This window comes from Chitinivibrionales bacterium (assembly GCA_014728215.1).
Classification (GTDB): domain Bacteria; phylum Fibrobacterota; class Chitinivibrionia; order Chitinivibrionales; family WJKA01; genus WJKA01.
This window is the reverse complement of sequence record WJLZ01000044.1, coordinates 19656-34244: the sequence shown is the minus strand read 5'-3', so window position 1 is coordinate 34244 and position 14589 is coordinate 19656. Positions and strand designations below refer to the sequence as shown.

The 14589-nt window shown below is 47.3% G+C and carries 11 protein-coding genes and 1 other RNA gene; 7 read left to right on the top strand and 5 right to left on the bottom strand.

All coding sequences use genetic code 11. The features are described 5' to 3' along the window. Positions 1-117 precede the first annotated feature (117 nt). From GF401_03015 to GF401_02990, 6 genes are all read left to right on the top strand, one after another. Positions 118-1743, top strand: coding sequence for a DUF342 domain-containing protein (locus GF401_03015; GenBank protein ID MBD3344013.1), 1626 nt, complete (start codon positions 118-120; stop codon positions 1741-1743). After that, positions 1740-2459, top strand: a complete 720-nt coding sequence (locus tag GF401_03010; protein ID MBD3344012.1) for an STAS domain-containing protein — start codon at positions 1740-1742, stop codon at positions 2457-2459. The genes GF401_03015 and GF401_03010 overlap by 4 nt, the downstream gene beginning before the upstream one ends. Before the next feature lie 322 nt (positions 2460-2781). Continuing rightward, positions 2782-3141, top strand: a transfer-messenger RNA (tmRNA) gene (gene ssrA, locus GF401_03005). Between the two features lie 739 nt (positions 3142-3880). Then, entirely contained in the window at positions 3881-4009 is a 129-nt protein-coding gene (locus tag GF401_03000; GenBank protein ID MBD3344011.1) for a hypothetical protein, read from the top strand. 156 nt (positions 4010-4165) lie between these two features. Further along, positions 4166-4786, top strand: coding sequence for a hypothetical protein (locus tag GF401_02995; GenBank protein MBD3344010.1), 621 nt, complete (start codon positions 4166-4168; stop codon positions 4784-4786). Then, positions 4752-5276 carry a hypothetical protein gene (locus tag GF401_02990; GenBank protein ID MBD3344009.1) on the top strand — a complete coding sequence of 175 codons (525 nt, stop codon included), beginning with the start codon at positions 4752-4754 and terminating at the stop codon, positions 5274-5276. Before GF401_02995 ends, GF401_02990 begins: the two co-directional genes overlap by 35 nt. A 36-nt stretch (positions 5277-5312) precedes the next feature. Here the strand turns inward: GF401_02990 and GF401_02985 are convergent, their stop codons facing one another. Further along, positions 5313-5801: a hypothetical protein gene (locus tag GF401_02985; protein ID MBD3344008.1), complete on the bottom strand. Its 489-nt coding sequence runs from the start codon at positions 5799-5801 to the stop codon at positions 5313-5315. Between the two features lie 312 nt (positions 5802-6113). Here GF401_02985 and GF401_02980 point away from each other — a divergent pair, with 312 nt between their 5' ends. Then, positions 6114-8225 (top strand): hypothetical protein, encoded by a 2112-nt coding sequence (locus GF401_02980; protein MBD3344007.1) that lies wholly within the window; start codon positions 6114-6116, stop codon positions 8223-8225. Between the two features lie 141 nt (positions 8226-8366). On the opposite strand, the gene GF401_02975 is transcribed toward GF401_02980, so the two are convergent. The 4 genes from GF401_02975 to GF401_02960 all read right to left on the bottom strand — a co-directional run bounded on the left by GF401_02975 (position 8367) and on the right by GF401_02960 (position 14562). Further along, the gene (locus GF401_02975; protein ID MBD3344006.1) at positions 8367-9719 is read right to left on the bottom strand and encodes a histone deacetylase; all 1353 of its coding nucleotides are present in this window, start codon (positions 9717-9719) and stop codon (positions 8367-8369) included. 197 nt (positions 9720-9916) lie between these two features. Further along, a complete protein-coding gene (locus GF401_02970) occupies positions 9917-11020 on the bottom strand; it encodes an inositol-3-phosphate synthase (protein ID MBD3344005.1) in 1104 nt (367 codons plus the stop codon). 294 nt (positions 11021-11314) lie between these two features. Continuing rightward, positions 11315-12268, bottom strand: a complete 954-nt coding sequence (locus GF401_02965) for a hypothetical protein (GenBank protein MBD3344004.1) — start codon at positions 12266-12268, stop codon at positions 11315-11317. A gap of 83 nt (positions 12269-12351) precedes the next feature. Further along, positions 12352-14562 carry a transglycosylase SLT domain-containing protein gene (locus GF401_02960; protein MBD3344003.1) on the bottom strand — a complete coding sequence of 737 codons (2211 nt, stop codon included), beginning with the start codon at positions 14560-14562 and terminating at the stop codon, positions 12352-12354. Positions 14563-14589 lie beyond the last annotated feature (27 nt).

Genomic DNA, 14589 nt, shown 5'->3' with positions numbered 1-14589 from the left:
TTCGCTTTTGACTTGCAATCCCCGGGTATCAATAATAGAATATATCAAAGGAATCGGCTCTGAAAGCCGGATAATTCCACTATTTTCCAACTATGTTTTGTCCTATGGGAATGTTTCATGGGAAATCCCCTGGCACATTTTTTTGCAGTTGAAGAACGCGAAGATGGCGTTTTTGTAACGGTAACGCCGGAAGAGAAGCCAAGGACATCGATCGAAACAATCAAACGGGCATTGAATTCTGCACTTGTCATGAATTACGATATGGCTCTTTTAGAACAGGTTATCGAACGTGCATCGGGTGAACCCGAGCTTATCGGACCGCCTTTCGAATATTACGATCCAGGTTTTGACAAGTATGTTGATGTAACCATAACTCCTCAGAGAGCGAGTGTGAAAATAAACTCTCTTTGTCTTGCCGACAGTCTTAAACCAACGACTGAAATGCTGCTTCTATGCCTGAAACGCAAGGGCGTACGCTACGGTATTAACACAAAAAAGGTGACTGAATACATTGAATCGGGGAAATTCGATATCGACATCCCGGTCGCATTTGCCAAAGCGCCGGTGGACGGTAAAGACGGTGAAATTGAATTCGAAATCGATCTGAAAACCGATCTGAAACCTCAGGAAAAGAAAGACGGCAGTGTCGATTACCGGAATATCCGTTCCTTTGTCCAGGTTGGAAAAAACCAGGTAATTGCAAAAAAATCCCCCCCCACTCCCGGGGAAGACGGTATTTCAGTAACCGGGGGAAAAATTCCGGCTCAGCCGGGAAATGATATTGCCTTTCCCGCGGGAACCAATGTGCATGTTTCCGATGACGGCACCCAATTAGTGGCATCACGGTCGGGCGTACTCAAGCGTGAAGGAAACCTGATTAATGTTACCGATGAACTGGCAATCGGAAAAAATGTCGACTACAGTGTCGGCAATGTCAAGCATGCGGGAGACATTGTTATCGGTGGCGATGTCATGCCCGGGTTTACTGTTGAAGCCGAAGGAAATATTACTGTAAAGGGGCAGATTGAAGCTGCGCGGATTATCTCCCGTAACGGCACAATAACGGTCCAGAGAGGCATTCTGGGTAAAGGAGAGTGTTATATCTATGGAAAAGCCGGTATTCACACGGTATTTGCTCAGGAAGCCATTTTGGAGACCGAGGGTGTCTTAACGATAGAGCGAAGCTGTCTTCATTGTACCTGCAGCTGCGGGATTTTACGGGCCCTCGACCATCAGGCATCAGTCGTAGGCGGTAGTCTCAGAGCAGCGAAACATATCGAAGTACACCAGATAGGCACTGAAAAACTGATCGAAACGCGCATCGGCCTCTATGATAAAAACAGAATCGAAGCAGAGGAAAAGCTCAAAGAGATTCTCGAACTTAAAAAAAGCCTCGAAGAAAAACTCGAGCCGGTCAAAAAACAGGTCAGGACCAAGGCTGCAATCCTCAAAAAGACCGGTGCCCACACAACAGACCGCCAGCGAAAAGAGATAAAAAAGTGGGTGGATATATATAATAATCTCACCCTGAAACTGAAATACATCGACAAAAGAGCCGGTGAAATTAGAAAAAAGACCCATATACAGTCCCGGTATGACGGCTACATTCGGGTAACCGGCCATATTTACGGGGGAAGTATTCTTGATTTATACGGTATGACTAAAAGAATCGACAACCGAATCACCGATAAAACATTCAGAGTCCGGGAAAGCCGGATCCAAATCTCAGGGAGCAGTGTATGAGCGGATCAAATGAATTTGCAGTCGAAACAAAAATGGGGCACCTGTGGATAACACTTCCCTCCGCCATCCATATGGACAATTACCGTGAAATAGAGCAGAAAATAGAATCTCATCTGTACGGGGATTCAAAACAGATCGTTCTCGATTTCACCAACACCAAAAGGATATACAGCTCGGGAATGGGCCTTCTGATTCGTCTCAGAAAGCAGGTGGGTGAAGCGAATGGAAATGTAGCACTGGTCAATGTTTCAAAGGTATGCCGGGATCTTTTAGCCGAAGTAAACCTCGACCGGTTGTTTCCTGTCTATGCCACTGATATCGAATTCGAGATCTCCCAGGGTGATGTCTGGACCGAACAGCTCGATGATGATGATATCGGTTTTGTATGCATTGTTCAAATTGAAAATGGAATCTGCCGGGTCAATCTTTCGGGACAGATGTCCACCTTTAAAGATTTATCCTGCTTTGAAAAGGAGATGAACAAACAAACGGCCGGATCGGTCGTTTTCGATCTTTCCCAACTGGATTCCATCGACAGTTACGGCGCTCATCTTCTTGCCAATGCATTAAAGGAGATAACCAAAAAAGGCGGAAAGTGCACCGCCTACGGTGCCAACGATGCTGTCAGTGCTATCCTCTCACTCCTTTCACTCGAAGAATTTCTGGCCCTCTATGCCACAGAACAGGAGGCAATTGAGGGGGCGAAGAAAGGTTGAGGTTGAATAAGGGGGGAAAATTAAGAGCGATTTGAGACAAAGCCCTGTCCCGAGTGCTATCGGGAGAGTGATAACGATCTGAGATAAAAACTCTACCCTGTATCCCGAGGGTCGACACTTCGGCATGCCAATGAATGGCCTGTAACCTTCAACTTTCCCCTATTCACGTCTCACATAATATATTTTTCCCAGAGCCGGGTAGCTCAATAATAGCCGGCTGGAATCCGTAATTCTTACGAAAAACGGTTTGAAGACACAAGTTTGGCGTTTTAAAAGTTCTTTTCCATATGAGTTACGCTTTCATATTTCGAGTTTTCCCTACGGGGGTGTACTGGTTTTCGACGGTGAGAGTGAAACGTAAGCAGCATGTCGAGGATAATCGGTTGGCCTCGTTAATCATCCGATAAAACTAATAATTGCCGAAGATTACTCTTTTGCAATGGCTGCCTAAATAGCGCAGCCGGTCTGATACATGAGCGCACCCGTAGTGTATCGGGCCCAATTTAGGGTGCTGGTCGACATGGGGTCGCACCGACCGTGTCGGCGAGATCAATTGGTGCTGGTTATTTCCTGAGCTTGTCTGCCGGCGCAGGAGATAACGAGATCAAAAGACAGACTAAACATGTAGCGGCTTCCGCAGATCGCTCATCGGACAGGGGTTCGACTCCCCTCACCTCCACCATTAATTTTCGCCCGTTTTCCTAACCCAAGGCAAACGGGCTTTTTTGTTGCTATCTTCAACACAATCAGCGAATTGCGAGATTTTCAGAGTCTACTTTAAGCCAGTCGGATTATGAAGTAACCCAAAAGAGAATGAGCTGCTCAAAAACGAAAATGCATTTTTAAAGAAACAGGTCGAAAGTCTGACTGATCTTCTAAAGAATAAATGGGCGCAGAGTTTATCGGAATAACGGAGTGTTCCAATTATCTGAAATCCTCAGGGATTCAAAATATCCACTGAGCCAGTTGTCCGAACTGGGGTAGACCTGCCGGTGATTAAAATTCCAGCTATTTCTTTCGAGCCAAGAAGAGCAGGACTTATTTTCTACTTAATCTTTAAATGAAAGAATTGTAATATTAAAAAATGAGCAAGCCAATACCAGAACAGTCAAATTTCATAGCTATAGGGGCATGGAATCCTGCAATAATACAACCCCAATGGCTGAAAAAGGAATTCCCTACCCTTATACCTGAAAAGTTCAACGTTCAAGTTGTTGCAGGGGTTGTATCTGCCTTCAAAATTGAGTTTCCTGATGAGTTCATTCTCGACCCCAATGGTGGTCGCTTGGTTTTTATCCCCAAAAGGCTCGACGACGAAACCTTGAAGAAAATCGCTGAGTTGGGCCGAGGAATTCAAGATTTGTTGAACCACACCCCGATTGCAGCAGCAGGCTGTAACTTCGTATTCAGGCTTGAAGCCGATGAATTTTTCAAGCTTGAGAAGATCGAAACAGACGAGGATATCAAAGGGTTATACGAGAATATCGAAGGCGGCAATCTCATTTCCCGTTCGATCAGCCACGTCATTTCACAGGAAGATCACACAGTGAATGTGGCTTATGAGTTCAAGGGACAGGCAAAACTTTTGCGGATTAATTTCGATTACCAGCAGCCTGAGAGAGCAATGCAGATAGCATCAGATGCATTGGTAGAAAATTTCCACCGAGCTTGCAATATGTGCAAGGATTTAGTGGGGAGCAAATAGTATGGCATCAACAATTACCGTAGAAGAGTTCATGGGAACCAAATCCTCTTTTGGGGAAGCGGCATTCAATTTCTTTGAAGGTTTGGCTGACAAAGGTTTCACTCAACAGTGGAGTACTGATCCATCCTTGAAAGAAACGAACAATGTGCAGGTAATCGAATCCCCATCTGCGGCAATTGGTGGTAGCCAGGCCAAAACCAACGGTGATAACGCAATTACCTATTACGAAATGCCTTCTTCGACAAAGGAATTGTCGTTCTACGATTCTCTCCAGCAAAAAGTTTTCTATAAGTTGTTTTTTCCTTCACATTGGGCTGCCGAAGGGGTGAGCAGGCCGAACATAACGGCAAAGAAAAACGCCTTCAACCTTTGTTGGGAAATCTACAAGAAATATGACCTGCAGCCCGACAGAATTCTTTCTACGAAAGAAGAAGGGGTCTACATCGTTTATGAATGCATTGATTCCCGTGGAAGTCGTTCGCTTGTGATTGAAGCTTATAATGACGCTGAAATCGGTGTCGTTGTATGTGATAACGATAAAAAGGAAATCATCCATAACGAAGATATTCTCGACATGAATTTTGAAAATGCTGTCAGAATCTATAAAACGAAAACTCGCTGAAAAACCATTCTTCGCCCGTCTTTTACGCTACCAGTTTAAGCCCAGCGATTTCCTGCCACACGAAAAACTTTATCGGGGATTCAAGAAAGCTGATTTGCCCGGGGACACGGGCATTCTTGAGGGGAACCACTTCACTTTCCCGAAAAAAGGTGGTATTTCCTGCGATTGGGGTCGATTTGCGAAACCCGAAGACGTTCGCAAAAGGCGCGAAGATTCGAAGCAGGACGGATGCTATTCATTCACGGTAGAGCATGCTCGATACAATGGCAAAACTTCAACCTGCCATGATCCTTGTCCCGAACAAAACCCCCAAAATTATGCTCACATGGAAATCAGGCAATTGCGCCCAAATGACGATCCATTCCATGAACCACCAAAAGACTGCAAGCGGCTTGAAAAAGCGGCGGATGAATGGTCGAAAAGCTACCGTCTCGCCTACCGTGAGTATATCTCAAGGCAACTGACCGTGGAAATCGAGCCATTGGTATAATAATCAAGCCAGAGCGAGCATTGCTTTTTTCACTTTTTACACGGTTACCGTAGAAACCCCGTGAATACGGGCAGCCTTCCGAACCAAAATTTTCACTTTCAGATCCCGAACCAGCCCCCCGTATTTTTTCAGCAAATCCCCCTGTTCAAGAGTAGTGCCCTGTGGTCGCCCGAGCTGTTTACCGTTTCTGCGTGCTCGTTCAAGCCCCGAATTTATGCGATCAACAAGAAATGCTCGTTCCATCTGAGAGAATTGGTTTATGACGGCAATAAGTAGGTCAACTAATGGGTTTGCCTTGCCTTCATCCGAAAGCGTATCTACGCCCAAAGATTGAACTACAATAGAAATCCCCAGCTCTGTGAATTCATGAATCAAGGTGGCAACCTGATAGGCGTTTCGCCCCAGCCGTGATAGCTCCGTAACGAGGATTTTATCGAATTTGCCTTGCTTAGCCAGCTTACGTAGCTCGATTATCCCTTCCCGTTCAGAGTTGTTTTTCACAAAGGGCTTATGGATTTGGCGCACAAATTCGAGAGCGTTATCGCATTCCCAACCATCGCTCTATGCGTGTGGTATCAGTACACCGGTGCGAACTCGGTCGTATTGCTGTTCATTCTTACCCACTGATCCTCAGAATTAATCGCAAAGCCTGAAGCATCCATTGGCTGCGCAAAAAAACACTTTTCTCCTTCCTGAAAAAATGGATTTACCTCATGTACCGATGTATTTTCGACAAGTGATATTTTGGCGTGCATCAGGGAACCAACTATCCTTGATGCTGCACCTTATTTTGTTTGACCAATCGAGCTGTTAATTCCTTAAAAGAAAGGTGATAGTATGAAACGCATGGCTGTAAGTCTTGTCGGGTGTATACTTCTTCTAACGGTCTCCTGTGGTGTGGGTCAGGGAATGACTGCAAAGGAGTGTTTTGAGCAGGGCAAAGAGGAGCTGTCGCAAGGGAATCAGGAGAAGGCATATAAATATTTTCTTGCGGCGACCAAAAAGGAGCCCCGCAAGCCCGAATACGAATGGGCTGCCGCGCAGGTAACTTCCAATCAGAATGCAGCATTCCTTCATACAAAAGCGGCATGGGAGAAGGGACTCAAACACCGGGCGATACTCCATGCACTGGCCCGTCTCTCCTTTCACACGCAGAAATCGCAGAAGCTCGACTATGTTCTGTCGCTCTATCAGGAACTCGATGATACCAGTAAAAGTGATGCATTCAAGGCATCATTGTATTATCAATTTGAGGCCTACGATTCTGCGCTGACCCTCTGGACCAGGGCATTTCAAAAGAAACCGACTTCGTCGCTCTGCAACCGGATCGCTGTTGTCCTTAACAAATCGGGTAATGCCGACAGTGCGATGGCCTTTCTTGCTTCATGCAGAAAGAAAAAGCTTCTCAACCCGGCAACTGCGGTTATGCTGGCTTCGTTCTATGCATTCGATTATAAGTACGATTCCATTGAAGACCTCTTTCAGGAAGCCCAAAACCTGGGCAACTACACCGATCCGCTTCAACTGGAGCATGCCGGTTTTCTTATCGCGCAGGAGCGGAGAAAGGAAGCCGAGGAACTTCTGAAGGGGATCAGCAAAGCTGCTGCGCATAAACACGACCACATTATCAATCTCCGGGCACGTACCAGCCTCGGTCTGCTGTACCTGGCCGATGAAAATATCGGTGCGATAAAGGACCTTGCGGCCAATATTCCCGGGAAATCGCCCTATCATGAAGGCGAAAAATTATTCTATCAGGCTTTGTTGTCGATCGCAGCGGAAAACAGCGGCCGGTTGGCGCTGATTACCTCGGCGCGGGAAAAACTGCCCCGGGATCCTGCGGTCGAACTTGTATATGCGCGGGAAAATGTTGTTGCCCAACAGTATGAAGTAGCCCTCGATGCCTACCGGAAACTCCCCCAGGTTTTTCTCCGATCTCCCCGGGTCCTGGTTGAATATGCCACAGCCCTGTCGCTGGCGGGTAAATCCGATGAAGCTCTTGCGGTGGTCAGCACCATGCACCGTAAGAATGTGATGACAAAGTATTCACTGACACTGTTTCGCGATCTTGCATTTCGTAAGAAACTGCTCGACAAGAGCCGGGCTGCTCAGCGGATTCTGGAGTCAAAGTACGGTGATGATGTCAAGGTTATATACAGCGGGGCCCTGATGGCCCTTAAATCGGGTAAGGTCGACAGCGCCCGGGCACTGTTCACACAGCTCGCAGCGGACCATCCCGACGAACCCCGGTTTGAAGCCGCCCGGTTGTCGACCTGGGTTATCAAAGAAGAATACGAAAAAGCCGCGCGGGAGTGTGAAAAAAGTTCAGCTCCCCCGGAAGTCGTTGCACCGATCCAGGCCCAGGCCTATCTCAAACTCGGTGAAATCGACAAAGCGGAGCAAACCTACGAAAGAGCCCTGGGCAAAGATAAAAATCCGGGACTGGTAATCAATTATGCCAATTTTCTTCTGACCGCCCAAAAGACTGAAAAAGCTGCCCGGATGTTCCGCACTGTGCTCGATTCACATAAGGAGGATCTGGCAAAGGACAGTGCGGCCAACGCAGCGCTTCTCAACAATTTTGCCTGGTCCCTGGCCCACTCACCCGATTTCGATAAAAAAACCGCTATTTCGGCAGCTGAACAGGCCCGGAATCTTGCGCCGGATAACCTCCATATCCTCGACACCTACGCAACGGTGCTCCTGGAAAGCGATGAGCACAAATCATGTATCAAGCTCCTTGAAAACCATTCGGCCACGCAAAAGGAACCGGCACTGCTTATCAGCCTCGCTCAAGCCTATGCCGGAAACAAAAAGATAAACAAAGCAGTGCGTGCATACCAGGATGCGCTCAGAGTCCCCGATTCCGCCCGCGTGGCGCTCAAACCGAGCTTAACAAAGCGTGATATCAAAGAGAATATCGATGCGTTGATCGGGGGTGAAGAGTGAGGGAAAAGAAGGGGTGAACGTTGAAGGTCGAAAGTCGAAGGCGGTGCACTGAGCTGGTACATTGAGATTGGTCGAAGTGCTGCGAATAATCTTTCGTCTCTCTTATTTCGCCCTCAGTGTCAGTTTCCCTATCATCAACTTTTATCGCACCTCGCGATAAGGTATAACACATGTTTTGGAACTTGAGCAAAAACTGATGTGAACAAGATATGCCCCCTGAGCGGAGAGCCGTGAGGGAAGCCGGATACGCTGTTTCTTTACGGTATCGCCGTCGAGCCGAAGGATGGTTTGTCCCGATGAATTAACAATCCGGACAGTATCGATCTCACCGATATTTTCGGGAACATAGATACTGTTATTTCTTATTGAAAGTCCGGGATGGCCCCCAGACCTTGTTTTTTGTTTGGCGGCTTTCACGGAGCAATCGGTTTCCGGCTGGATTTCACCGGTTGCCAATGTTGTGATATGGGCATCAACGGCGCAGGCCAGACCATGAAAGAGGGTGCTGTACCCATCGGAATACCCGCCTTCAAGAATCGAAACGATCTTTCCGTTGCAGCAGGAATCGGCCAGGTCCATAAGCGGTTTTGTCAGTGATGAAAAGCCGTGGGGAGTTATATCGAAATAGCCGAGTCGGTCGTCTCGTTTGCTGTCAAAGCCCGCGGAGATAATAATAAAATCGGGCTGAAAGGATTCGGCAGCGGGTAAGAGTGTGTCATGCCACACCCCGAGAAACTCATCATTGCCCGATCGTTCGCTCATGTGAACATTGATAGTGAACCCTTCACCCTCTTCTGTACCGGTTTTCCGAGGATCCCCGGTCCCGGGATAATCAAGCTGATTGTGGGTTGAAAAAAACAGTACTGAAGGATCGGCATAGAAAGCTTCTTCGGTGCCGTTACCGTGATGGTAATCCCAGTCGACAATAAGGACTTTTTCGTGGTTCATGACATTCTGCGCATAGCGGGCGGCAATTGCTGCATTGCTGTAAAAACAGAATCCTTCTCCCGAACAGGAGCCGCCATCGGCGCCGGCACCGTTATTGTAGGCATGATGGCCCGGAGGACGAATTGCACAGAAAGCATTTGTAACAGTACCCTCGGACACGGCTTTTACGGCGCCCAGGATCGATGCCACCGCATATTGCGCTACCGCACCGGTCGGATCGCAGGCGTTCACCGAGTCGTGGTGCTCCCGGGTATGAATGTCGAGAATGGATGATTCGGGCTCAACTGTTTCACTTAATTGAGTCAGCTCCGCCAGGATCCCCGATTGTTCGAGGCGGCGATTGATCCATCGAAGGCGGTCGGGTGATTCGGGATGTGATACCCCCAGTGAATGATCCAGAAAAAGGGGATCGTACACATATCCGCATGTTTGCATATCCCCCTTTCGTCTGAAAGGGGCAGCATAGGACGGGATAAGCCCCAGACCGATAATACTCTGGATTGTTGTATCAAGAAAAGCCCTTCGATTGAAAGTGGGGACAGGCATAGAAGCCTCCAATCCATCAAAAGTGAACCAGGGAGGTATATGCTAGATAAATAATTTATGGGGAAAAAAAGAAAAAAGAAAAACGGAACATGGAGTGTTGGAATAGCGGAGTAACCCCGCTACGCTCCGGAGTGGTGGAGTAATGAATGTTGCAGTCTTATCACCCACTACTCCAACACTCCACTCTCTTTAGTTCTTCAGTTGTCCCGGGCGCCCTTGATAAACTCTTCGGTCATCCTCCAGGCTTCATCGTCGCAGAACTGCCGGGGTGGATGTTTTGAGAAATAGGCTGAAGGTGAGTAGAGGACCCCGCCCTTGCCTCTGTCGAGAGCAAGTTTGCAGCACCGGATCGAATCGATGGCAACACCGGCGGAATTGGGAGAATCTTCAACCGAAAGACGGAGTTCGAGGTTCATGGGGATATCCCCGAAAAGCTTGCCCTCCATGCGGATAAAGCAGACCTTGTTGTCATCCTGCCACGGGACATAATCGCTGGGACCGATATGAATATCCCGGTCGGAGAGCCGGTTGGCGGTCACCGACTGGACGGCTTCGGTTTTACTGGTTTTCTTTGATGCAAGACGGCTCCGGTTGAGCATATTGAGGAAATCGGTATTACCGGCGGTGTTGAGCTGATAGGTGGAAGTAAGTTTCACTCCCCGCTTTTTGAACAAGTCGGTGAGTGTCCGGTGTGTGATGGTCGCACCGAGCTGTGCTTTGATATCATCACCGATAATCGGAATATTTTTCTCCTCAAACCGTCGTACCCACTCAGGATCGCTGGCGATGAACACCGGAATGTTGTTAATAAAAGCAACGCCGGCCTCTAAAGCACATTCCGCATAAAACCGTACGCCTTCCTCGGACCCCACCGGGAGGTAATTGAGCAGGATTTCGGCACCCGATTCCTTGAGGGCTTGTACGACATCCTCCTTTGTCGCTTCAGCTTCACTACTGAGAATAAAGGTATAATTGTCGTCATAGTTATCCATATGATCGGAACAACCATCACATATTTTACCCATCCGCACCGCAACACCGGCTTTCGGCATAGAATCACAGAAAACCTTCGTGCAATTGGGCCGGGCGAAAATGGCTTCGTTAACATCCATCCCGACCTTGCGCTTGTCAACATCAAATGCTGCAACGACGTTAATATCGGGCGGAGTATACCCGCCGATTTCCCAGTGCATAAGACCGATGGCGTCATCGCCATTCTTTGATTTGTAATACTCGATTCCCTGGAGAAGTGAGCTTGCGCAATTGCCGATTCCGGCTATTGCAATTTTAATATCTGCCATGCACGCACCCCCTACTATAAAAAGTACATTTTTGCATTACCACCAAAATTATTAGAATGGAACTAAAGGGCTCAAAAATACATAAATTAGTTGTATTTGAGCAAGAAATAATGAGAAAGGAACTTTTTTAATATATATAAAAGGTATAAAAGGCGCAACTAAACAAAAAAGGAGCTGTCTCTTACACAGCTCCCACAATTTCCTCCACCCACATGGCGGTGCGCAGCAGAGGAACCGGTTTTCTCTCTATTACCCTATATAATTACACAATGTAAGGTAAGCATAATCACTTTACTAAAAAGGATAAGGATTCTTCAGGCGAATGACTCCCCGTGCGGTGCCGAACCACATATTGCCTTTCCGGTCACATACCATCTCCGATGCCGATGATGCCGTTATACCCAGTTTCTTCGGATCGGAAATCCATTTGTCCCCGTTGAATTTCAGAAGTCCGGTCGGCGATCCGAACCAGACCCTTCCCTGGGTATCGACCATCATACAAACAATATCATCCTTAATGGACATATACACTTTCCATTCCTTGCCGTTGTAAGAATTGACATCACTTTCACCCACAGCGGCCCAGACTTCGTCGGTACGGCGGTCGATCGCGATCGCTTTCACATTGTTCCAGCTCATACCTCTTTTCATATCATGGATATCCCACGATGAACCGTCAAAAACACCGATTCCTTTATCGGTCCCCACCCATGCCCGGTTTTTGCCGTCAACGGCAATACAATTGATTACATCCCCGGGAAGGCCATCCTTGGAAGTATACGTTTTCCATGTATTTCCCTGGTACAGGTTAATACCCTTTGGTGTTCCCACCCAAACTTTTCCGCCTCGGGCAGGGCAAATCGCAGTAATTGCATTATCGGAAAGACCATTGTCAGCAGTAAAGCTTTCGAATCCGTTAAGATCACCCTTCGCAACGCCATCACTCGTCCCGATCCATATCACACCGGTACAATCGGTGGCCATGGAAGTTACCGATGACGCAGTGATGTCGCCCAGTTTGTTGACAACCTGCATTTTCATGTTCTGCATATACAAAAGATTCACTTCCTGCCCAGTCGAGTACCAGAGCTTGTTTCCTTTAAAAGCAAAGGCAACGATGGGGCCCTCACTGGGGTATACGCTCCACTGCATGTCGTTTTCATAGGTAATTGAATCCACCTTGACGTCTTTCTGGGCAAGCGCCAGTGAAGAAAGCAGAGCAAGCAGCACAAACGAACGGATAAACATCCTTCCTCCTTTGAAAAAAATAACGTTTTAATGCTTATATACGTTAATAAAAATATATATAAACCGGATAATAACTCTAAAAATCATCCGGACGGATACCCCAGAGCCTGAGCCAGATTTTTATAGGTCCAGTAATTGGCAAGTACTCTTTTGACATACTTCCTGGTTTCGGAAAATCCGATATTTTCTATGAACATATCAAAGGTCTGATGTTTATTCCGGTTAAGCCATTTTTTTGCATTATGAGGTCCCCCGTTGTAACTTGCAAGGGCCAGAACGATATTACCGTCAAACTGGTTCATTACTTTCTTTAGATAATAGGCACCGTACTGAATATTTTTCGCCGGTACATATAAACTGTCAAGAACAAAATTCTCCTTAAGATCTTTTCCGATCTCTTCTCCGGTGTAGGGCATTATCTGCATGAGTCCGATTGCCCCTACCGGGGATTCTATGACGGGATTGAAAATGCTCTCCTGACGCATGACCGAAACAACCAGATAGGGATCGATATCATGCTCGTGTGCGTATTTCATGACGGCGTTTCTGTATGGCAGAGGGTACAGAAGCGAATAGACCGGCAACGGACGGTCTCGCCGGTACTGTGAAGCGATACGCCAGGCAAGCCGCATGCCGACCCGGTATGACAGGGCCGGTTCGTTGCAAATCCGATACAATTCCGACAAGTCAAACTGAAGTACAAGATTGCGGGGGAAATCCTCCTCAAGATGTTTCAGGAAATATTCGGCCCGGTCGGTCAGCCCCACCGCAGCGAGAATCGATCCGTATTCGTAGGCAAGACTGTCTTCACTGGAAAGCGGTTCTCTTCTATCGACACATATCGAATCGAGCCAGGCTCTGGTCTCGGCAATACCCTTTGTGGTATCAACAAAAGAAAAAGAGAGCGTGTCACCGAGAATCGTCAGCATTTCCCTTGAACGGTAGGCATAATAATCGGTTGGATCTTCGGCGGCAAGTTCGTGAAAGAGCTTTCTGGCTCCGGAAAACTTTTTCAGGGCCATGCAACTCTTGCCTTCCCAGTACCGTGAAGCCGTACTGAGCGAAGACCGCGAATATTTTTCATTAAAGCCTCTGAAAGTAGCCAGTGCCGAATCGTACATCTCCGCTTTGTAAAAATTAAGCCCGCACCGGAAATAGGAATCATCGGCCCGGGAGCCTCTCGAGTACGATTGATAAAGCTTGCGGAATGACCGGATAGCATCCTCATACTGATGGTTTTCTTCATGCTGCCAGGCACGATACCAGAGTATGTCATGACTCATGGGGTGATGAGGATAGAGTTTGATATGCTTGTCGTACCAGAGCGCCGCTTTCACTCCTTTGTTAAGGTTCCGGTACGACCGGGCCAGCATCAATACAATATCGGGCGTGAGTCCGTACTTTTTTTCATACTTATCGAAAAATCGTATTGCTTTGTTGTAATTTTTCAGCCGGTAATTCAGAATAGCCCGGTGGTAAAGATATTCACCTGTGGGCACCGATGAAGAAAAATCATCTCTGATAAGTCCTTTATGAAGCCAGTTACTTGACTTTTTATATTTCCTGCAATAATAAGCTATCCGGGAGATTTTGAACAGACGGATCGTCGGGAAAATCGTATTGGGAACTTCGTATTTTTCAAGAACCTTGAATATCTTGCAGGCCTCCGATGATTTGGGTTTTTTTGCATATTCGGCGATCACACTGTCGACCAGCTTCCACTCTTTATTCGAGAGAAGGGTATCGAAAAAATCGGGCATCCAGATTTCTTCGGTTATTTCTGCTTTGGATTCCCGCATTTCACCAAACCAGGAAATCTGTGCGGCAAGGGTGGAATCCTGTTTGAGGACCGAATAGACTTTTTTGCGCAGGTGACGGACATAGGGCGAGGGAAGGCCGGTTTCGAGGGCTACCCGGTAGGCATGAAGAGCATTTTCGGTACGGTGCATTGTATGCTCGATATCACCGATAAATTCGTAGGCAAAGGGAGCCAGTTTCGTGCTCTTTTCGGCACAGAATCGAAAATAAAAGAGCGCTTCCCGGTAATCTTTCATGTGATACCGGACTAATCCCAATTTGAAAAACCGGAAACCCTGGTCTTTTGCCAGCGTATCGGACAGGATTTCTTCTAAAGCCTTTTCATAATTACCTTCCCGAAGGGCTTTGGTGCCGGACCATTCAAGAGTATAACTGCCTTCATCCGCGCCCGAATAACCGGTCAGGAGGGCGATAAAAAGTATAAGGAGCTCACATTTGCGCACCATGAACATCCATTTATTCATAATATGATTCATCCCCGGCAAAACCCCCTATGGTCGCAG

What these genes read in the sequence shown, in the direction of transcription:
- GF401_03015 (MBD3344013.1), top strand. Translation starts at nt 118, where the DNA reads ATGGGAAATCCCCTGGCACATTTTTTTGCAGTTGAAGAACGCGAAGAT.
- GF401_03010 (MBD3344012.1), top strand. Translation starts at nt 1,740, where the DNA reads ATGAGCGGATCAAATGAATTTGCAGTCGAAACAAAAATGGGGCACCTG.
- GF401_03000 (MBD3344011.1), top strand. Translation starts at nt 3,881, where the DNA reads ATGAATTTTTCAAGCTTGAGAAGATCGAAACAGACGAGGATATCAAAG.
- GF401_02995 (MBD3344010.1), top strand. Translation starts at nt 4,166, where the DNA reads ATGGCATCAACAATTACCGTAGAAGAGTTCATGGGAACCAAATCCTCT.
- GF401_02990 (MBD3344009.1), top strand. Translation starts at nt 4,752, where the DNA reads ATGCTGTCAGAATCTATAAAACGAAAACTCGCTGAAAAACCATTCTTC.
- GF401_02980 (MBD3344007.1), top strand. Translation starts at nt 6,114, where the DNA reads ATGAAACGCATGGCTGTAAGTCTTGTCGGGTGTATACTTCTTCTAACG.
- GF401_02975 (MBD3344006.1), bottom strand. Translation starts at nt 9,719, where the DNA reads ATGCCTGTCCCCACTTTCAATCGAAGGGCTTTTCTTGATACAACAATC.
- GF401_02970 (MBD3344005.1), bottom strand. Translation starts at nt 11,020, where the DNA reads ATGGCAGATATTAAAATTGCAATAGCCGGAATCGGCAATTGCGCAAGC.
- GF401_02965 (MBD3344004.1), bottom strand. Translation starts at nt 12,268, where the DNA reads ATGTTTATCCGTTCGTTTGTGCTGCTTGCTCTGCTTTCTTCACTGGCG.
- GF401_02960 (MBD3344003.1), bottom strand. Translation starts at nt 14,562, where the DNA reads ATGAATCATATTATGAATAAATGGATGTTCATGGTGCGCAAATGTGAG.